This is a genomic window from Alteromonas algae (assembly GCF_049117195.1).
Lineage (GTDB): Bacteria > Pseudomonadota > Gammaproteobacteria > Enterobacterales > Alteromonadaceae > Alteromonas.
This window is the reverse complement of the sequence record NZ_CP185260.1, coordinates 1,293,523-1,311,456: the sequence shown is the minus strand read 5'-3', so window position 1 is coordinate 1,311,456 and position 17,934 is coordinate 1,293,523. Positions and strand designations below refer to the sequence as shown.

18 protein-coding genes are annotated in these 17,934 nt (G+C 43.1%); 6 read left to right on the top strand and 12 right to left on the bottom strand.

Going from position 1 to position 17,934, the window contains the following annotated elements; genetic code table 11:
• Positions 1-7 precede the first annotated feature (7 nt).
• From ACOJRU_RS05825 to ACOJRU_RS05815, 3 genes are all read right to left on the bottom strand, one after another.
• Complete coding sequence (locus tag ACOJRU_RS05825; protein WP_421134098.1) at positions 8-1,249, bottom strand: putative DNA modification/repair radical SAM protein; 1,242 nt, start codon at positions 1,247-1,249, stop codon at positions 8-10.
• A gap of 365 nt (positions 1,250-1,614) precedes the next feature.
• Positions 1,615-2,076, bottom strand: a complete 462-nt coding sequence (locus ACOJRU_RS05820) for an acyl-CoA thioesterase (RefSeq protein ID WP_421134097.1) — start codon at positions 2,074-2,076, stop codon at positions 1,615-1,617.
• Positions 2,063-2,740, bottom strand: coding sequence for a rhomboid family intramembrane serine protease (locus ACOJRU_RS05815; protein ID WP_421134096.1), 678 nt, complete (start codon positions 2,738-2,740; stop codon positions 2,063-2,065). Before ACOJRU_RS05815 ends, ACOJRU_RS05820 begins: the two co-directional genes overlap by 14 nt.
• A gap of 165 nt (positions 2,741-2,905) precedes the next feature.
• Here ACOJRU_RS05815 and ACOJRU_RS05810 point away from each other — a divergent pair, with 165 nt between their 5' ends.
• Positions 2,906-3,805: a putative porin gene (locus ACOJRU_RS05810; RefSeq protein WP_421134095.1), complete on the top strand. Its 900-nt coding sequence runs from the start codon at positions 2,906-2,908 to the stop codon at positions 3,803-3,805.
• Positions 3,806-3,842: 37 nt separating this feature from the next.
• Here ACOJRU_RS05810 and ACOJRU_RS05805 read toward each other — a convergent pair whose 3' ends face one another.
• The 4 genes from ACOJRU_RS05805 to ACOJRU_RS05790 form a co-directional block, all read right to left on the bottom strand.
• Positions 3,843-5,897, bottom strand: a complete 2,055-nt coding sequence (locus tag ACOJRU_RS05805; RefSeq protein ID WP_421134094.1) for a putative bifunctional diguanylate cyclase/phosphodiesterase — start codon at positions 5,895-5,897, stop codon at positions 3,843-3,845.
• 96 nt (positions 5,898-5,993) lie between these two features.
• Positions 5,994-6,443, bottom strand: coding sequence for a TerB family tellurite resistance protein (locus ACOJRU_RS05800; protein ID WP_421134093.1), 450 nt, complete (start codon positions 6,441-6,443; stop codon positions 5,994-5,996).
• 173 nt (positions 6,444-6,616) lie between these two features.
• A complete protein-coding gene (locus tag ACOJRU_RS05795; RefSeq protein WP_421134092.1) occupies positions 6,617-8,266 on the bottom strand; it encodes an ATP-binding SpoIIE family protein phosphatase in 1,650 nt (549 codons plus the stop codon).
• Between the two features lie 41 nt (positions 8,267-8,307).
• Entirely contained in the window at positions 8,308-8,610 is a 303-nt protein-coding gene (locus ACOJRU_RS05790; RefSeq protein WP_421134091.1) for an STAS domain-containing protein, read from the bottom strand.
• A 173-nt stretch (positions 8,611-8,783) separates the two neighbouring features.
• Between ACOJRU_RS05790 and yciH the strand changes: the two genes are divergently transcribed.
• From yciH to pheA, 3 genes are all read left to right on the top strand, one after another.
• On the top strand, positions 8,784-9,116 hold the full coding sequence (gene yciH, locus ACOJRU_RS05785; protein ID WP_421134090.1) for a stress response translation initiation inhibitor YciH: 333 nt from the start codon (positions 8,784-8,786) through the stop codon (positions 9,114-9,116).
• Between the two features lie 48 nt (positions 9,117-9,164).
• Positions 9,165-9,965 carry a response regulator gene (locus ACOJRU_RS05780; protein WP_421134089.1) on the top strand — a complete coding sequence of 267 codons (801 nt, stop codon included), beginning with the start codon at positions 9,165-9,167 and terminating at the stop codon, positions 9,963-9,965.
• Between the two features lie 276 nt (positions 9,966-10,241).
• A complete protein-coding gene (gene pheA, locus ACOJRU_RS05775; RefSeq protein ID WP_421134088.1) occupies positions 10,242-11,423 on the top strand; it encodes a prephenate dehydratase in 1,182 nt (393 codons plus the stop codon).
• Between the two features lie 78 nt (positions 11,424-11,501).
• On the opposite strand, the gene tyrA is transcribed toward pheA, so the two are convergent.
• Both tyrA and ACOJRU_RS05765 read right to left on the bottom strand, forming a co-directional pair.
• Positions 11,502-12,644: a bifunctional chorismate mutase/prephenate dehydrogenase gene (gene tyrA / locus ACOJRU_RS05770; RefSeq protein WP_421134087.1), complete on the bottom strand. Its 1,143-nt coding sequence runs from the start codon at positions 12,642-12,644 to the stop codon at positions 11,502-11,504.
• A 37-nt stretch (positions 12,645-12,681) separates the two neighbouring features.
• Positions 12,682-13,773, bottom strand: coding sequence for a 3-deoxy-7-phosphoheptulonate synthase (locus ACOJRU_RS05765; protein WP_421134086.1), 1,092 nt, complete (start codon positions 13,771-13,773; stop codon positions 12,682-12,684).
• A 423-nt stretch (positions 13,774-14,196) separates the two neighbouring features.
• Between ACOJRU_RS05765 and ACOJRU_RS05760 the strand changes: the two genes are divergently transcribed.
• Both ACOJRU_RS05760 and ACOJRU_RS05755 read left to right on the top strand, forming a co-directional pair.
• Positions 14,197-15,231 carry a metal-dependent hydrolase gene (locus ACOJRU_RS05760; protein WP_421134085.1) on the top strand — a complete coding sequence of 345 codons (1,035 nt, stop codon included), beginning with the start codon at positions 14,197-14,199 and terminating at the stop codon, positions 15,229-15,231.
• Positions 15,232-15,404: 173 nt separating this feature from the next.
• Positions 15,405-16,121, top strand: coding sequence for an enoyl-CoA hydratase/isomerase family protein (locus tag ACOJRU_RS05755; RefSeq protein WP_421134084.1), 717 nt, complete (start codon positions 15,405-15,407; stop codon positions 16,119-16,121).
• Positions 16,122-16,249: 128 nt separating this feature from the next.
• Here ACOJRU_RS05755 and rplS read toward each other — a convergent pair whose 3' ends face one another.
• The 3 genes from rplS to rimM are packed head-to-tail and all read right to left on the bottom strand — an operon-like array spanning position 16,250 to position 17,911.
• Positions 16,250-16,609, bottom strand: coding sequence for a 50S ribosomal protein L19 (gene rplS, locus ACOJRU_RS05750; RefSeq protein ID WP_013784897.1), 360 nt, complete (start codon positions 16,607-16,609; stop codon positions 16,250-16,252).
• A gap of 18 nt (positions 16,610-16,627) precedes the next feature.
• The gene (gene trmD / locus ACOJRU_RS05745) at positions 16,628-17,389 is read right to left on the bottom strand and encodes a tRNA (guanosine(37)-N1)-methyltransferase TrmD (protein ID WP_421134083.1); all 762 of its coding nucleotides are present in this window, start codon (positions 17,387-17,389) and stop codon (positions 16,628-16,630) included.
• Positions 17,390-17,911, bottom strand: coding sequence for a ribosome maturation factor RimM (rimM, locus tag ACOJRU_RS05740; RefSeq protein ID WP_421134082.1), 522 nt, complete (start codon positions 17,909-17,911; stop codon positions 17,390-17,392).
• Positions 17,912-17,934: the final 23 nt, after the last annotated feature.

The window sequence follows — 17,934 nt, the reverse complement described above, 5'->3', positions numbered from 1 at the left end:
ACTTCATTTAAGCACTAAAGAGTTCAAACTGCTTCGGCTGTTTGAACTGAAGTTCGAAATTATTACTATCAAGTAAGTGAATATCGGGGGCATAGTCGCCTACACTAATAAAGGGTTTTAGCTTTTTAAGTGGTAAGCGCATTTTAGTAAGATCTATCCAGTTAAGCTTTGTATGCCGCCTAATAGCCAGAATTTTTTGCACCGTTCGTGCTCCAAGCCCCGGTACTCGTAACAACATCAATTTGTCTGCTTTATTTAAATCAACCGGAAAGACATGGCGATTGCGTAGCGCCCACGCAAGCTTAGGATCGTAGTCCATATCAAGCATGTCATCGTGCACAATCTCATCAAGGGTAAACCCATAAAAACGCAACAGCCAGTCTGCTTGATAAAGGCGGTGCTCGCGAATTAAGGGCGCAGGCTTTAACGGCAACACTTCAGACGCATCAGGTATTGGCGAAAACGCCGAGTAATAAACCCGGCGAAGTTTTTGTTGGTTATAAAGTTTAACGCTTGTCCCTAGAATAACTTTATCATTAGAGTCATCAGCGCCTATGATCATCTGTGTAGACTGTCCACCAGGCGCAAAACGAGGCAGGCGTTTACCCGAATAGGTTTTATCCGTCTTGTGCTCAGCAATTTTGTCTTTTAGCGTGTTCATTGACCCATGAATAGCCCCGAGATCTTTTTCTGGTGCGTACTTATTTAAAGATGGTTGCGTCGGCATCTCTACATTAATACTCAACCTATCGGCGTATAAACCAGCTTCCTCTTGTAACTCAGGAGATGCGTTAGGAATAGTTTTAAGATGAATATACCCTTTAAACCCGTGCTCAAGGCGCAAAGACTTGGCAATACGTACCATACTTTCCATCGTTAGGTCGGGTGAGCCAACAATGCCTGAACTAAGAAATAGCCCTTCGATGTAGTTGCGCTTATAAAAATTAAGCGTTAGGTCTACGGTTTCTTTAACACTAAACCGAGCGCGTCGAACACTGCTAGACACTCTGTTTATGCAGTAGTGACAATCGTAGATACAGTAGTTAGTCATCAAGATTTTTAGTAAAGAAACACACCGACCATCAGGTGTGAAACTGTGACATATACCCGAACCACCGGTAAGCGAACCTATACCCGTTTTTTCTGTCTTGCCTGCCTTTCGTTTACCCGCCGAACCGCTTGCACAGGAAGCGTCATACTTGGCGGCATCTGAAAGAATTTCGAGTTTTTGTATCAGTTTATCGTGCATAGCAGATTATTACTTTCTCTAAGCATATACCTAACCCCTGTCAATTTTGAACGAAAAGCCAAAAAGGACCAGAATGTATAGACTGTTTGGACTCGGGATTGCTTATACTTATAACATGTATAAATATACAGTACAATTTGATGTTAGAAAGTTTGTTCTCTGAAGTGAACGGTGAACAAAATGATTTCCTACTTCTCTACAAATACAGAAAAAGGAATGTTTAACGTATTAGAAGCTATGTAAAAAACTTCAACACTTTTATTGAAGCGTTAATTACTGAGTTGGATAGGAAGGGATAGATAAGGACGACGAGGATTATCAGTCAGATAAGCAAGTTTAGGCCGCTAGAACCTTTCTTCTTTTCCCTATGAAAGCTCAACACCTGCTAGGTTCATCGTTTTTCTTGGAGCTCCGTGCAATAACGTTGCTTTAAATTCATTAGGTACGGGTTTCTTTTCGAACGTAAGCGAATCGACCATCACATAAACAATTTCAACCGATGCGACAGCTTGTTTAGTTTGCCAATTCACCATGTCGATTTGCATCGTAAAAGACGTGTTGCCAACCTTGCTCACATGCACCGATACGCACAATATGTCGTCGAATTTAGCTGAGCTTTGCCATGATATATTAAGATTAACGACCTGATTATCTAAGCCTTTGTTTGTTAATGCTTGATACCCCCCTATTAACGCTCGCATAAACTCAGTTGCCGCTAAATCTGCGTAGTCAGCGTACCGTGCGTTAAATACAACATTTTGAGGGTCGCATTCGGCATATCGAACTCGTAGCAGCAATTCGAATGCATTAGGTTTAACGTTGGTCATTCATGCTTTCCTTTTCTTTATGCACTGTTTGTATATTCTCCTCACTACCTTCAGATTGCCCTTTAAGGCGCCACTGATCGCCGATAACAGGGTCTTCCGATTTAGGTTCTAGTTCCCAAGAATACACCTTAACTGCCGGTTTTGGATCGAGCGAATGCCATAAACAAGCACAAAGTACACCAGCCAAAGCTCCGAATAAATGGTATTCGAACGAAATGCCTTCTTGGCGGGGAAATATGCTCATCGTCATTCCACCGTACATGAAAAAAGCAACCATCATAATCACGACTGAGCGTTTGTCTCTGCGGAAGATACTCACCACAAATAAATAAAAAAACACGCCATGGGTTAAACCGCTAGCGCCAATATGATAGCTTTCGCGCCCAAACAGCCATACACCAATACCAGATAGTAACCACACTGTGCTTAACACACGCCAACGCGTTTTCGGATAACCGTAGATGAGAAATGAACCGAGTACTAACATGGGCAGCGTATTGTTGAAAATGTGCTCTAATGAGCCGTGGATAAGGGGCGCCGTTATAATCCCAGTCAATCCATGCAGGGCTAAAGGATAAACCCCGAGCCAACTTAGGTTGACATTAAAATTGAGTTCGAAAGCTTTAAAGCACCAAATAAAACCAACGGCAAACGCGGTGGCCAATATACTGTTTTTAAGTGATGTCGTATTCATCTGTCAGATTTATGGGCAATTTATAAAATAACAATGCATGCTCATTCAGACTCCGTTCAGCAAACATTTAATATGATTACCGGAAATACAAAAAACACCTAACCATCGCAACATTCAATTTTTTAAAGGACTAAAATGCTAACTCGCTCTATTCGTTTTTCAGCCACCGCTGCCGCGTTATTTTTCACTCAACAGGCATGCGCTGAAGAATACCAAACCTTTATCGCCGCAAGCATACTATCAAGTAAAAGTTCGCTCACCCAAGATGGACAAACAACATCAGACACCAACAATTTATGGTCTGTAAATGGAACATATTTCTTAGATCCTCGAACATCGTTAGGCCCGCTTAATGAATTTGATTATATTATTCAGCAAAGCTCCGTCAGTGCCGGCTTACTTGGTGATGGTGGAAACCGCCAGTACGTAATAGGGGGGGAATACATAGCGAATGATTGGGTTGTCTTTGGTGATGCTGTATACATGTCAGATAGCGATACGGAAATTTTAACCGTAGGATTTGGCTACTTTCTCACAAAAGACATTAAGCTATCAATTTCCAATACAAGTAATGATGGGATAAGTGGTTTAGCTGATTCTGATGAATCATTTTTCAAATTTACAGCCGATTATGTACTGCAACTTGGTGATAAAGACTATGTTGGCTTCACATACAACACAGATGAAGATTTGAATGTGCAGCAACTTCGAACAAAATATTTCGGCTCGCTGTCAAACGGACGTTATGTTGTTCTTAATGCAGATCTGAGTATTTTTGATGATGACGTTTTCTCAGATGATACGCTTAGTCTCGGTGGCGCATATTACTTCAACCAATTTACTAGTGTTGGTGCGGGTATTAATGTAATTGGAGATACTGATTCATATAGCATTTTTGCTAAGCATTTCTTCAATACACGCTCGTCGCTTCAGGTCAGTTACTCTAGCAGTGAACGCACGAATGTCGACTCGGGATTTGGTCAGTTCTCTTTCGAAAGTGACAGCTGGCAAGTTAACTATGTATATCAATATTAAGTAAGCGCTCAACGGGCATAGCAATGCCCGTTTAACATTACTCATCTGAAGCAATAAAATCAGGGTATTGAAGTGGAGACTCAATTAGGGTTTCCAACGGCACTGGCTTACTAAACATAAAGCCTTGAACATAATCGCAACCGTGCTCAACCATATAATTCCATTGCAACTCGTTTTCTATGCCCTCTGCACAAACCGTTAGCGAGAGGCGTTTTGCCAAGTCGATGATTGCGCCTGTTACTAATCGACTCCTTTCTGAATTAGCCAAATCGCTAACAAATTGCTTATCAATTTTTAAGGTATCGATACTGATTTGCGTTAAATAACTTAACGACGAGTATCCCGTTCCAAAGTCGTCCAACGAGATTGCACACCCCATATTACTGAGGCGTTTAAAGAACCGGTTAGAGGTTATAAAGTTCTCCAAATAAGCCGATTCTGTCACTTCAAACTCGACAAACTCTGGGTTTACCCTCGCCTTTATAAAGGTCTCATGAATGGAGTCAAACAACTTGCTGTTTCTTAAGTCATGCCCTGATAGGTTAATCGATACCCGAAAACGCCCTTTAATCCAATCTTGGATAGTGGGTAGGTCATGACACACCTGCTGAATCACCCATTGGGTAATGGAGGATATTTTACCCCCTTGCTCGGCAATGGGAATAAACTCATTAGGCATAATGAAACCAAACTCTGGATGCTGCCACCTTAGTAACGCTTCTAGCCCCGTTACTTTTCGGTTTTGGTTTACTTTCACTTGGTAGTACACGATGAATTGACCTTCACGCAATCCCTGCTCAATGGCATTGGCAATGTGTAGCTTCCGTTTATGCGATTCAACCATGTCGGGCGTAAAAATTGTGTAGCTGCCCCTGCCTCTTGCCTTTGAACGATACATGGCCAAGTCAGCGTTGCTCATAAGCTCACTCAACTCGTAATTAGCGTCCGCAGCTCGCGCTATTCCAATACTGACTCCAACCGTGAGTGACAACCCGCGAAGCGAAAAAGGTTCAGAAAACGAATTGATTAAGCGAACAGCAACACTTTCAATATTACCGTCTCTTGTATCTCTATCTGGAAGAACAAGAAATTCATCCCCCCCTAAACGTGCAACAAGATCCCCTTCTCTCAATAAGCCGCTTACTCGGTCTGCGACCTCAATAAGAATAAGGTCACCGGTTTCATGGCCTAGTGAATCGTTTATCCCTTTGAATCCATCTAGGTCAAAAAACAATAATATTAGGTCTTCATCGTTGCGTTTGGCTCTCGCTAACTCTAATCGCAGGTTATCTAGCACAAACTGTCTATTGGGCAAGCCGGTCAAACTATCGAAATTTGCAAGGCGCGTCATGGTTTCTTGCTGATCGACCAATGTTTGGTTCTGCTCATAATTTATAAGAAGTTCAACCTCAATCATTTCCAATAAATGATTAATATTCTCTCCTAATAAACCAAGCTCACCCTTATTGTCGTAATGATGTCGCAGCGCAAAGTCTTTAGTCTGCAATACCTCTTGAGTAAATGCATTAAGTGAAACCAGTGGTCTAAACAGACGCTTTATTGCATAAACACTCACCGCAATAATAATAAGCCACAGCACAAGCGAAATTGGCAGAATGCGCAGCAGCAATGTACGTGTGGCTCTTGAAACAGACGCTTCAATATTGGCTGTCACAATAATATAGCCTTCAGGATATAGGCTATCGCCGATAAACTGATGCGCAATCACTTTGCTGTTTAACACTGTAACACCTTGCGGCGGAATTGAGCCAGATGCCAAGGTTTCTGGCTGCTCACCAAATGTGGCGACAAGATCATATTGTGCTGTGTAGAAGGTAATAGTGCTAACGTATCGATACGTGGATAGCTGTGCCTGAACAAGCGCTTTATCGCGCTCAGATAACTCACCATACGCCATAGAATCAGCAGTCGCCGCCGCCAGACCTTTGGAAAAATAAGAAATATCCTCTTGATACAACTGCGTATAGTTCGCTTGGGTGACCACAATAGATATCCACAACACAATTAAGGTTATGAACGTAACGAAAACAGAGATCAGGGCGATGATTGGCATCTTCAACGTCTTAACCACAGGACTCCTTACTCTTATCATTCAATTAGCATGGTTTTCAATCAGCACAGCACTGCTGTGTCATTAGCCAGATATAATAGTAATGAGTGTCTTACCCTAAGCCTTCTCGTCTACTACCTTTAGCTTTGCGCGTATGAATACGCTATGTGGCACATAAAGTAAATCGGCTATACGTCTAATAATATGCTCTTCGATAGGCGCAATATTATTGTCGGCCAACGCTACACGCCATAACCCTTCTACTATTTCTTCTTTTGCGTCACTGTCACATTTTTCATTAATCACTTTCGTAAATTGGACCATATCAGTGGCTTCTTTAGCCGTCGACCGTCCTTCGCTCATTAGTGCAGAAAGTGCCTGCTCGCTCAACGTGAACTGCGAGTAAAGCTGTGCTTTGTACGCTTTGAGTTCATCGTCTGTTGTTTGTGCATCAGCACGGATAACCTCGCTAAGCAATACCGCGGTGGCAAGCGACACGGTGTGCTCAGTGGTTTGCCCTGACGATGTAGTGCCACCTTCAAAAAGTTGGATGAGTGTAGAGAACATTGTTCATTCCTTTCTATTCAATATTATAAGAACCCTGTTCCCACTATAATGAAGCGGTGATGCAATTAGCGAATAGTTTCGACAAAGCAAGGAAGATACCGGTTAAAACTCCTCTGCTATTTGGCTTTCGTATGTGTTTTAAGCGCTATGCCGCCCTCTACAATTCAACACCGCTATTCAGATATTTTTACAAAGCAAATGACTTTTCGACCACCATCTTCAAAGCTAACGTCTTGGCTAAGTGCCTGAATAAGTGATATGCCTCTACCATGACTGACTTCATCAGACGTCGCAGGCATAGATAAGAAGTCAAAGCCGTCACCGCTATCTTTTACGCTAATCGTTACGCCCCCTTTACTCGGCAGCGATTCTATTTCTATTTCTATCGTGGCGTGAGTAAGCTGATTTAATTGCTTTTCTCGTTCTTCGTAATAACGAATAAAACCGTCGGGGCACTGTTTTATTGAAGAATCCATTTTAAGGATCCCATGCTCTAAGGCGTTTGAAAACATCTCTGACAGCAGGGTGTAAAGGGTCGAGCGTATATATTGTACACCGCTACATTGACCAGCAATTTGAAGGACTCTTTGAAGTACATCATCTCGTTTAAGGTGCACTTCATTTAACTGAATTGTCACATGAGAAGGAATTGCATCATCGACTAAGTAAGTGTGCGGCTTACTAATCTTTTGGCTTTTAAATATTACGACCGATACGTCATCGTGAAATTCTTCACTGTTGGAAAACGACTTCGCGTAATCAACAAGCTGCTGTGCTTTAAAGACGGGATTACTTTTACACCACTGTTCAACCCCACTCTCATTTAAAAACTGACCATCCTCGTCTGCGACTTCAATCAGCCCGTCGCTGCAAATGACCAACTTATCATTTTCACTAAGATCGAATGTATTACTATTTTCATCGAAGTCGTCGGCATCAAGAATACCTAATGCCATGTGCTCTGATGGGAAACTTTGCACTTGTTCTCCCGACCCAGAAAGCCTTAGTACCTTCGGCATTCCCCCCTGCCATAGCGTTATTTTACTGCCATCAGCACTTACTTCAGCAACTACTGCCGCCATAAACATGTCGCCAGGCAAAAACTGCAATAAAACTTTATTTAGCTCTTCGACAATTTCAGGTACAGCCCACCCCTGCAGGGCCATTTCTCTGAAAGCTCGATTCACGGGCAATGCGCCAACCGCTGACGCCAGTCCGTGACCGGTAAAATCGCCAACAAGAAAGTATACGCCTCCGCTAGGACTTGCTTCGCAGATAAACATATCACCGTTAAACGTTTCAACGGGCGAAAGGTAACAATCGAAATGTGCTAATAAATCACTGCTATTTACAATGGCATTACTGAAAATATGTTCAACAATAGCGTGCTCTCTCGCCACTTGCTGTTTATAAAATCGAAGCGCCTTATTTTGCTCTTGAATTTTCGAGCTTAAGACTTGGATTTTTTGGTGCGCTTTAATTTTGGCAGTGAGAATATGTTTATCAAATGGTTTTGTCGCGAAATCGTTTCCGCCCACCTCTAAACATTTTACTAGGCTATCTTTGTCTTCAAGCGCGGTAATAAATAAAATAGGTAAATATCGGCCTTTCGCGAGCTCTCGTATTTTTGGCGCCAGCTCAAAACCGCTCATACCAGGCATAACAACGTCAAGCAGTACTAAATCGGGTAACGACGCCTCCATAAACGTTAGTGCTTCCTCAGCACTTCCAGCCTGCACACAATCGTCAAAACCAGCGTTGTTTAACATGCTTAACAACATGATACGGTTTATTTCTTCATCATCGACGATGAGAATATTCATAGAGACTCCACCACACTAATAGCGATTAATACCTTTTAACCCTATTTAATTTCGAATTTTTTATCGAAGCGTGAAATTTTGAGTATTCTATCGACCTGTGGGCGTGCCTTTTCTATCGAGTATTTAATGTCGCGTTTCGCTAACGCTTTTTGCATATTTAGCAACATGCCTAGCGCCGAGCTATCCATATAGTCGGTGCGACCAAGATCGACAACGATGTGCGTTATGTCGGCACTTAAATCTAAATATGCATTTCTGAATGCTTCTACTTTTCCAAAATCAAACTTTTCACCAACCTGGATAATCAGCGTGTTTCCATTTCGTACTGATGTTGTAATTTCCATACTGTCCTCATTTATTCGCTAATAACGTTGACTAGAACGTATTGTTTAGCGATACGCTAAACCTGATTTTTTCTGCACTATTATCTATACTAGCGCACATTCTGCGAGCTGCCATTCATCTTTAGGATGTTTGCAAGTTTAATTATGAAATAAATCTGCATTATGAGGACCTTATGCAAGACTGGAAAGATGCATTACTTGTTTACAGTACTGATGGTGGAAAAGTTAAACCACAAGAAAAAGAAGCACCGCGCTCGGTATCAAATGACGGCATTGTTCGAATACACCGAGAGACAAAAGGAAGAAAGGGAAAAGGCGTGTCGCTTATTAAAGGGCTAGATATGAAACCCTCAGACCTAAAGCAACTCGGAAGCGACCTTAAGAAGAAGTGCGGATGCGGCGGTGCGGTGAAAGACGGAGTCATTGAAGTACAAACCGACGACCGAGAAAAACTGAAACTCCTACTGCAAGAAAAAGGGTTTAAGGCTAAACTTGCAGGAGGTTAAGCGACATCGTCACACCACTTTATTTAACAAACAACAAAAGAGTCTGAAATGGAAAAGTTGTCAATTTCTGATCTACATATAATTTTGGTTGAACCCTCTGACACCCAGAGAAAGATAATTACAACCTTGATGCTAAAAGAAAAAGTAAAGGAAATTGACCCTGTCAGTTCCCTTGCTGAGGCGATGTCTGCAGTTAAGGCACACGGAGCCGACCTTATCGTAAGCGCCATGTACTTCGAAGATGGCACAGCAATCGAGTTACTCAAGTTCATAAAAGAAAGTGAAGAATTTAAAACCATTCCGTTTATGTTGGTATCTAGCGAAAACCGAATAAGTAAATTAGAAGAGTTTAAACAAGCTGGCGTAGCGGCAATATTGCCCAAGCCGTTTGAGCCACTTCATCTGTCACGCGCACTCAATGCTAGCTTAGATTTAATAAACCACGATGAGCTCGACTTAGAACTATTTGACGTGCATGACGTTCGTGTACTGTTGGTTGATGACAGTAAGCTTGCCAGAAATCACATACGCCGAGTACTTGAGGGCATGGGCCTTAAGCGTATTAAAGAGGCCGAAAATGGTGCAATGGCGCTAACTTATATTAAGGACGAAGAATTCGATTTAGTGGTCACTGATTACAACATGCCTGAAATGGACGGACGAGAGCTTTCAGAGTTTATTAGGTTTAACCCCCAAACAACGCATATCCCTATTATCATGGTGACCTCAGAGTCTGCAGAAAGCGCGCATATGGCAAACATACAACAAACTGGGGTTAATGCATTGTGTGATAAGCCCTTTGAGCCTACTGAAGTAAGGCAAATGTTAGCGGCACTGTTAGGCAACTAGTATAGATGGAAAGTGGAGACAAGAACGACATGTTCACGGCGTTGAAAGCCAATATTTGCAAATATCAATTTTTTGCGGAAAATTTGTAATTTCAATTGTAAAAACTTGTTGACACCATCACGGCTAACGCATACATTCGGTGCATGAAACAAAATAATATAAATGCTGCAGCTTTCTTTTTTGCGTTTACATCCTTTATTTAGGGAGGCGCTGCTGCAAGCATAAAAACCTCCCAACGGGAGGTTTTTTTTTAGCTAACACAACAAGTGGATAATTATGTCGGACAATGCTTTGAATTTGATTAGAGAGCGCATCACTGCGCTAGACAGCGAACTTCTTTCGCTATTAGCAGAACGTCGTTCACTGACCAATGAGGTTGCAGAAACAAAGATTAAACACCATATCCCAGTCAGAGATCAAAAGCGTGAAGAACAATTACTCGTAAGGTTGATTAAAGAAGGCAAAAAGATTGGATTGGACCCTCATTATGTTACGCAAATCTTTCATGTCGTCATTGAAGATTCGGTATTAAATCAGCAGGCCATGTTAGCTGAACGCGCTAATCCCGGCAGCGCGCTGCCTCTTAATCGCGTCGCGTTCTTAGGCGATAAAGGTTCTTATTCATACCTAGCAACACAAAAGTACTTCTCACGTCGACCAGGAGAATTACTAGAGTTTGGCTGCCAAAGCTTTGCAGAAATTATTAATAAAGTTGAAAATGCAGAAGCCGACTACGCCGTATTGCCTATCGAAAATACGACATCCGGCAGTATTAATGAGGTTTACGACCAACTTCAACATACCCAACTGAGTATCATTGGTGAGCTTACTCACCCTATTAGGCATACTCTTCTAGTGGGTACTGCAACGTCAATTGATAAAATCAAAACGCTTTATGCTCATCCTCAGGTATTCACGCAGTGCAGTCACTTTTTGGCTGAATTGGGCAATGTAGAAGTGAAAACAATGGATAGCACGTCATCGGCCATGCTTACGGTAAGTGAATTACAGCGCGACGACGTAGCAGCGATAGGAAGCGAAGCCGGCGGAAACTTATACGGGTTGATGGCAATAAAAAGTAACTTGGCTAACCAAAAAGAAAATCATAGCCGGTTTATCGTTGTAGCCAGAAACGCTGTGGTTGTTCCTTTGCAAGTGCCCGCCAAAACTACGCTAGTAATGTCTACAGTGCAAAAACCTGGCGCATTGGTTGAAGCTTTACTTGTTCTGCGTGAAAACAGTATTAATATGACTAAACTAGAGTCTCGCCCTATTCCTGGCAATCCATGGGAAGAAATGTTTTATTTAGACGTTGAAGGCAATGTAGAGGATGGCCCGGTTCAAAAAGCCATGGATTCACTACGAAGCATTACACGTTATATTAAAGTGCTTGGGTGTTATCCCAGTGAAGAAATAAGCCCAACAAAAGTGGCGGCGGCAAGCGCCTTGGCAGAGTAAAATAAACTAGAGGCAGCGCGCAATGCGCTGCCTCTTTCGTTTTACCGTGTAATCGTTAGGCGTGGGTACAAACCGCGTTTACTTTCTTAGAAGCTGCCCATCGTCGGCTTTTAACAACAGCTGCTTACTGTCTACTAAGCAACGCTTTGCGTAACTTCCAAACCAATTCCCAATATGCATAAACTGCTTAATAAATGCTTTTTTATCACCAGATTCTAGTATGTCGAGCGCCAGCCCAAAGCGTTCGTGGAATCGTCTTAATAACGCAAAATTTTCAGGGTTATTGAATATGATATCGGCATACAATTCAGGGGCCTGCGCAAACAGTCGCCCTACCATGGCAAGCTCTAAGCGGTAAATGGGTGAGCTAAACATGGTTAGCGTTTCTAGCTCTGGATTTTCACCATGTAAGTGTGCACCATAAACGAAGGTGTTGAAATGCCGCATGACCTGAATATACGCCATAGACTTATCATGCTCGTCAGCGGTGCTATATTGAAGTGTAGCCCCCCAAATTGTCATTTGGTCAATAAGCCATTGATACTGCTCTGGATAGCGCCCTTCGCAGACCACAACGACTTGTTTAATCATGCCAGGGGCATCAGGCCCAAACATGGGATGCAAGCCGACAACGGGGCCTTCATGAACGCTTAGCATGCTAAGAAGCGGCTTCTTCTTGATACTGGTAATATCTGCAAGTATGCAATGCTTCGGCAGCATAGTCAGCTTGCTAATGACGTTTTCCGTAATATTGATAGGAACCGACACCACAACAAGCGACGTTTTACGTAAGTAGCTGTCAGCAACGCCGTTTTCCCAATCATCTCTTTCGACGATATTCACCTTATAGCCGCTTCGCTCAAACAGACGAACGAAAACTCGACCTAACGCACCTGCGCCGCCGATAACAGTGACGTTATCGATGGTGTCATTAACACAACGGTATTGGTTATTTTGCGTATGATAAGACTCTCGCATTACTCTGCGTAATAAGTCTTCGGTGAGGTCGGGAGATACGCCTAACGACGTAGCTTGCTCTCTGCGGGCATCAATAAGCTCGCGCTCACGCTCGGGGACGTAAACTGGCATGCCGGCTTGCGCTTTAATTTTCCCCACTTCGGTAGTGAGTGCGCTTCGCTTTGCTAATAGCGATACGAGCTGGGTATCCAGCTCGTCTATTCCTTCACGCAGCGCGTTAAGTTGCTGCGAAAAATCAGCCATTTATCTATCCTTTGCTCAAATGGCACAACGTAGCACTTTACGCTACGTCGCTGCGCCTGTTTTGACGTAAGGGTAGCACAGTTATCAGTTTATCTCTGGTTTGGGCAATCAAATTTTCTGTTGTTTCCCAATCAATACAACCATCTGTAATAGACACGCCAAAATCAAGCTCAGAGGGTGACTTCCCTTCTGCTTTTTGATTTCCTGCATGTAAATGGCTTTCAAGCATCACACCAATAATAGACTGATTCCCTTCTAAAATTTGATTGACAACATTAAGCGCTACAGCAGGTTGACGACGATAATCTTTCGAAGAGTTCGCGTGGCTGCAATCCACCACTAACCCAGCAGTAAGGCCCGCATCTTGTAGTTCTAACTCGCACTCTGACACACAAACAGAGTCATAGTTCGGCTGCTTCCCACCGCGTAAAATGATATGGCCATCTGGGTTTCCGCTTGTACCAATAATACTTACCTGACCTTGCTTGTTAATGCCCATAAAACGGTGGCCTGACGCGGCTGATTTGAGCGCGTTTATCGCAATATCTAAGCTTCCGTCGGTACCGTTTTTGAAACCAACAGGCATCGATAGGCCGCTTGCCATTTCTCTATGTGTTTGAGACTCAGAGGTGCGCGCGCCAATAGCTGCCCAACTAAATAACTCTGCTAGGTATTGTGGGCTAATAGGGTCAAGCGCTTCGGTTGCAACCGGAAGTTCTAGCTCGGCAAGCCAAATAAGTAATTCTCTTGCTTTCCTCAAGCCCGTTTCAATATCAAACGTACCGTCAATGTGTGGGTCGTTAATTAACCCTTTCCACCCAGTGGTGGTTCTTGGCTTTTCAAAATAAACGCGCATCACAATGAACAATGTGTCTTTGCACGATTCATGAAGTTCTTTCAATTTCAGCGCGTAGGCTTTCGCAGCCTCTATATCATGGATAGAGCACGGGCCGCAGACTACCAGCATACGGTGATCGCGACGGTGGATGATATCTGACACTATGCCACGCGATTCAGTGATAGCGGCTAGCGCTTTATCGGAAACAGGCAATTCAGCGCTTAGCGCTTCAGGAGTAATAAGTACATCTTCTGTACTTATGTGAACATTATTTACGGTGTCCTTGATCATGGAAAGCTCTCTTAACTAAAAAACGGAAGATAAAACGTTAAAAGAGTAATGCACTTTTGCATGTAAACTTTTAGATACGGCAAGTCTTTTCTGTATTTCTTTAACGTCATTGACTTTTTAACAATTAAGCACTAATAGCGCAAGCTTTAACGCATAATACTTTAATCTATGCTAGATGCGAAGTGAATGGACAGTCATATTGCGGGTATTGTCACCTACCCCGCACATTTATTAACCACTTGTGAGGTTACGAGAATATAAGCATAACAATGAAACGCCGAGCGTCAGCGCACAAGGTAGAGAGATAGTGGTATTTCATGTCGTATTGTCGATTTAGAAAGTTAGTGACAAGCTTTGCAAAAGAAATGGGCTGATGAGAGGTGTTCGTCGTATGATATTGAAATTAATCGTTATGTAGACACTATGGACTCTCTTACGCAAGCGGCATTAGGTGGCGCAGTTGGCTATGCGGTACTTGGAAACAAAGTAGGTAGAAAGGCGGTAATTTGGGGCGCCGTTTTGGGCACGCTACCTGACTTAGATGTTTTTCTACCTTATGGTGGAGACGTTGAAGCATTTACATATCACCGCGGATTTAGCCACTCGCTATTGGTTCACTTGCTTATCAGCCCTTTAATAATGGGGGTTCTCTTAACCATTCACAAAGACACGTCGAGGTTTAAGAAACGTTGGTTTTGGTTGGTATTTTTGTGTTTGTCTACTCATGCAGTTTTAGATAGCTTTACGGTTTATGGCACACAGCTGTTATGGCCAATAACCGAGTACCCCTTTGCCATATCGAATATGTTCATCATCGATCCACTTGTGACGATACCGTTGCTGTTAGGCGTAGTAATGGCCTTGTTACCGCAAACGCAACATAAAACAAAATCGCGTGCCAACGCTTTCGGCTTACTCGTTAGCTGTGTTTATGTGGGGTGGTCACTCATTGGTAAACTGATTGTCGATAACAACGTTGAATCAGCGTTAACCGAACAAGGCATTCAGCCAAAGCACTATATGAGCACACCAGCGCCATTTACAACATTGTTGTGGCGTATCGTGGTAGTCGCCGAAGACAACTATTATGAAATTTATACCTCTGTTTTTGATTCGGTAGATGATGTCAGTATCGATGCCTACCCTACCACCCCCGAGTTACTCACACCCGTGCAATCTGAGTGGGGCATACAACGGCTGCAGTGGTTCACGAAGGGCTTATATTCTGTTCGTTTACGGGATGACGACATCATTCTCTCAGACCTCAGAATGGGCGTAGAATGTGCCTATGTATTTAACTTCAAGGTCGCCAAAAAAACCGAATCAGGGATTGAGGTTGGTTCGTTTGAAAAGTTCAGTGAACGCCCCAAATTAAGTGGCGTACACGATATTTGGCAGCGTATCTGGGACCCGTCGATTTCATTAGCACCACAGACAGACCAGCATCCAACGTGTTAATAAGGTGCATTGGCTTTTATATGTGATGGTCGCAAAGCGACATAGAGGAGTAAATTCACGAACCTGGTAAAACGACCAAACAGCATCAATGAATAAACATCATTACGTTAAATTTTTCATTTGGTCGTATTTATAGAAGAATACAGACAATAACAAAGTAAAAGAGACCGCCAATGGAAAATATAGCGTTAACGTACGATGGTGATGTTGCCATACTTACTATGCAAAATGGTGAGAACCGTCACAACCCCGCCTATGCTAAGGACATGTTGAACACGTTACAGCGCGTTATCGAGAATACCTCGTGTAAAGCGTTAGTAATCACATCAAGTGATGAAAAGTGCTTTAGTTTGGGTATAGATACCGATTGGTTAATGCCCGCAATGAAGGCGCAGCAGTATGATGAAATTAAAGCGTTTATGCAAAGTATGGATGACGTATTTAAAACGCTGCTTCTATTTCCTATGCCGGCGATCGCTGCCATTAACGGCCATGCTTTTGGTAACGGAGCCATTCTTGCCTGTGCGTGTGACTTTCGCTTTATGCGTTCAGACCGAGGCTTCTTCTGCTTTCCAGAAGTCGATTTATCTATCCCATTCCTGCCCGGCATGATTGAGTTTGTGAAAAAAGCGATGCCCTACTACCGTTTCAACGAAATGAAACTGTCTGGCCGGCGCGTGTCGGGTACAGAGCTAGAACAAGACCATGTCATAGAGAAAGCCTATGACAGCCAAGAAGGGTTAATGCGTGGTGCTGTTGAATACGCTAAAACATTTGATAAAAAGCGCACTATCTTTGGTGAACATAAGAAGCGCCTTCATAAGCATATTATTAGCGTTATCGATACCGAGAACAACGCACTAATAGAGTCGCTATCGCTTATGGTGTGACATGTACTTCACGAAAGCACCGTCGATGAGATGTGTTTCTCGCTATCGTCGGGGTTTTTTTCAGGCACAAAAAAGCCCGCATAACGCGGGCTTTTTCGAAGTTAACAATAACGCAAGGATTAGTAATCTTAGTTAAGCTTCTCTTTGATACGTGCAGATTTACCTGAACGCTCACGTAGATAGTAAAGCTTAGCACGACGAACCGCACCGCGGCGTTTAACTTCAATTGAAGAGATAGCCGGGCTGTGTGTTTGGAACACACGCTCAACGCCTTCGCCGCTAGAAATCTTACGTACGGTAAAAGACGAGTGCAGACCACGGTTACGCTTAGCGATAACAACACCTTCATAAGCCTGAAGACGTTCTTTGTCACCTTCGGTAACGCGAACTTTAACAACTACTGTGTCACCCGGGCCAAACCCTGGAACATCAGATTTAAGCTGTGCTTGCTCAATTTTCTTGATGATATCTTGACTGACTTTGCTCATCATATCCTCTCGTCCTAGTTAACTGTCATCTTGCTGCAGCTGCGCTTGGAATAACTCAAGCAAACGCTGCTGCTCCTCAGTCAGAGCTAGGTGATTTAACAAATCAGGGCGACGTTGCATAGTTCTACCTAAAGACTGCATCAGTCGCCACTGCCTAATTTTTTCATGATCACCACTTAGCAACACCTCAGGTACCTTTTGACCTTCGAGCACTTCGGGCCGCGTATAATGCGGACAATCCAAAAGGCCGTCAGTGAAAGAATCTTCTACTGCTGAAGCTTTATGCCCCAACACGCCAGGAACTAGTCGAGCAACTGCGTCCATTAAGACCATTGCCGGTAGTTCACCGCCACTTAGCACATAATCACCAATGGAGACTTCTTCATCTACATGGCTTTCAATTACGCGCTCATCAATTCCTTCGTATCGACCACATATCAAAATAGTGCGGTCAATGTTGGCTAAACGTTTAACGCCAGCCTGGTCAAGGGGTTTCCCTTGGGGTGATAAGTAGATCACCTTACTGTTTTCACCACCAATATCTTTGGCAGCTTGTATTGCGTCAGTTAGCGGTTTTACCATCATAAGCATACCGGGGCCGCCTCCATAGGGACGGTCGTCTACTGTACGATGGCGGTCATGAGTAAAGTCACGGGGGTTAAAGGTATTAACTGTTACTTTTCCAGACTTAACTGCTCGACCAATAACACCCTGTTGAGTGAACGGTACAAACATATCTGGAAACAGACTAACTACCCCAAACCACTTTTCCGGTGTCACTTAGAACCCCGGGTCCCAGTCAACTTTAATGACCTTCGCTTCCTTATCTACCTCTTGTACTACTTCATCGTAGACAAACGGTAATAGTCTTTCTTTTTGACCGAAAGCATCGCCTACATTTGCTTTAACGTGAATAACGTCGTTCGCACCTGTATTAAACACTTCCTTCACCACACCTAAGTCGTAACCTTGCGTAGTTACCACTTTCATGCCGGTGAGCTCACGCCAATAAATACCATCGTCACCCAAATCGGGAAGTAGCGAAGCATCGATATTGATATCCAGATTTTTGATACGTTCAGCATCATCTCGGTTATCAACACCCTCAATCTTTGCTACCAGGCTTTTACCGTGCGGTCGCCATTGGTCAATTCGGCATTCCTTTTCTTCACCAAGAAACCATGGCAAGTAATCAAAAATACCTTCTGGTGTTTCTGTATAGCTGTTGATTTTGACCCAACCTTTAACACCATACGGTGCACCAATTTTGCCAATAATCACTTTGTCAGACGCTAGACTCATCTATACTCACCAGTTAACACAGC

Excerpts from the sequence above, each read along its gene's own strand:
- ACOJRU_RS05820 (WP_421134097.1), bottom strand. The coding sequence starts at position 2,076 with ATGACCAACGTTAAACCTAATGCATTCGAATTGCTGCTACGAGTTCGA.
- yciH (WP_421134090.1), top strand. The coding sequence starts at position 8,784 with ATGCAAGACTGGAAAGATGCATTACTTGTTTACAGTACTGATGGTGGA.
- ACOJRU_RS05755 (WP_421134084.1), top strand. The coding sequence starts at position 15,405 with ATGGAAAATATAGCGTTAACGTACGATGGTGATGTTGCCATACTTACT.
- tyrA (WP_421134087.1), bottom strand. The coding sequence starts at position 12,644 with ATGGCTGATTTTTCGCAGCAACTTAACGCGCTGCGTGAAGGAATAGAC.
- ACOJRU_RS05760 (WP_421134085.1), top strand. The coding sequence starts at position 14,197 with ATGGACTCTCTTACGCAAGCGGCATTAGGTGGCGCAGTTGGCTATGCG.
- ACOJRU_RS05825 (WP_421134098.1), bottom strand. The coding sequence starts at position 1,249 with ATGCACGATAAACTGATACAAAAACTCGAAATTCTTTCAGATGCCGCC.
- ACOJRU_RS05800 (WP_421134093.1), bottom strand. The coding sequence starts at position 6,443 with ATGTTCTCTACACTCATCCAACTTTTTGAAGGTGGCACTACATCGTCA.
- ACOJRU_RS05765 (WP_421134086.1), bottom strand. The coding sequence starts at position 13,773 with ATGATCAAGGACACCGTAAATAATGTTCACATAAGTACAGAAGATGTA.
- rimM (WP_421134082.1), bottom strand. The coding sequence starts at position 17,911 with ATGAGTCTAGCGTCTGACAAAGTGATTATTGGCAAAATTGGTGCACCG.
- ACOJRU_RS05780 (WP_421134089.1), top strand. The coding sequence starts at position 9,165 with ATGGAAAAGTTGTCAATTTCTGATCTACATATAATTTTGGTTGAACCC.
- pheA (WP_421134088.1), top strand. The coding sequence starts at position 10,242 with ATGTCGGACAATGCTTTGAATTTGATTAGAGAGCGCATCACTGCGCTA.
- ACOJRU_RS05795 (WP_421134092.1), bottom strand. The coding sequence starts at position 8,266 with ATGAATATTCTCATCGTCGATGATGAAGAAATAAACCGTATCATGTTG.
- rplS (WP_013784897.1), bottom strand. The coding sequence starts at position 16,609 with ATGAGCAAAGTCAGTCAAGATATCATCAAGAAAATTGAGCAAGCACAG.
- ACOJRU_RS05810 (WP_421134095.1), top strand. The coding sequence starts at position 2,906 with ATGCTAACTCGCTCTATTCGTTTTTCAGCCACCGCTGCCGCGTTATTT.
- ACOJRU_RS05790 (WP_421134091.1), bottom strand. The coding sequence starts at position 8,610 with ATGGAAATTACAACATCAGTACGAAATGGAAACACGCTGATTATCCAG.